The sequence below is a fragment of the Streptomyces sp. NPDC041796 genome (genome assembly GCF_055590785.1).
This window is the reverse complement of the sequence record NZ_JBVJAH010000106.1, coordinates 1-1155: the sequence shown is the minus strand read 5'-3', so window position 1 is coordinate 1155 and position 1155 is coordinate 1. Positions and strand designations below refer to the sequence as shown.

1 protein-coding gene is annotated in these 1155 nt (G+C 68.4%); it reads right to left on the bottom strand.

Translation table 11 applies throughout. The annotated features are described in order from the left end of the window. On the bottom strand, nt 1-1095 hold a 1095-nt coding region (locus ACZ6C1_RS39085; RefSeq protein WP_469247783.1), incomplete at its 3' end, for an IS4 family transposase. Nucleotides 1096-1155: the final 60 nt, after the last annotated feature.

Here is a 1155-nt window from a genome sequence, read left to right as displayed (position 1 = left end):
GCCCGCTTCGCGGGCGGTCTGGTGCATGACGTCGCGCAGTGCGTGGTGGACGAGGAGGAAGCCGTAGATTTCCTGTTCGACGCCGTCGGGATACTGCGAGCGCAGGACGAGCTGCCGGCCGCCCTGGTGGGTTTTGATCTCGTCCAGGGTGTTCTCGATCTCCCACCGCTGGTGGTAGAGGGCGGCGAGCTCGGCTGCGGGCGCCTGACGGGGGTCGCAGACGGTGGTGATAAGACGGTAGACGGTGTGGTCCCGGTCGCCGAGCCGGTATTCGATGACCCGGACTGGGGCTGGATCACGGCGGTCACGATCGCTGGCGGCCACGATTTCGGACAGATAGGAGCCGTCGTCGAAAGACTGCAGAACCGGCAGAATGATGTTCTTGCGGACCCGCCACAACAGATCCGCGCCCGTGTCCGACGCGGCTTGCCACAGAGCGAAGCCGGTGATCCCGCGGTCGGCCATCAGCAGCATCCCCGGCCCGAGCCGCCCGAGCAGGCCCGCAATCAGCTGCTGTTCATGCAGCGACAGCGGGCCGGTCGCGGCGGCGAACACCGCATGCGTCCCGCACTCCACCAGCGCGGCCACCCTGACCTGCGGATACGCACTGCGCTGCTGTCCCCGGCCCGAGCCGGGGCGGCCGAAGAACTCGCCATTGGCGTCGGTGTCCGGGACGTCGAAGACGGTGCCGTCCACCGCGACCAGCCGCCACCGCCGGTACCAGGCACCCGTCGTCTGAGGTGTCGCGACCGGAAGGCAGACCCGGCCGAACAGCACCTTCAACGGCTCCGGGCCCAGTCGCCGCCGTGCCCGGCCGATCGCCGCGGTCGTCGGCACCCGCCACGGCCTCTCCCACCGACACACCCGCTCCAGCCCCTGCGTCAGAAGCCGGGCCACTTCCTCATAGCCCTGGCCGGAGAACAGGCACATCGCAAGCACGAAATACACCACCACCCGGGCCGGCAACAACCGCGACCGCTGTTCCACCCGCCCGCACTCCGCCACCACCTCATCCACCAGCTCCGGCGGAAACACCCGCGTCAAAACACCCAGAGCGATCCGGTCCGACAACCGGCCACCCGACGACTTCTTCACCTGCCCAGGCCTTGGCACACCACACCCAACGACCAACACCACCCAAAGTCACCAGTATTG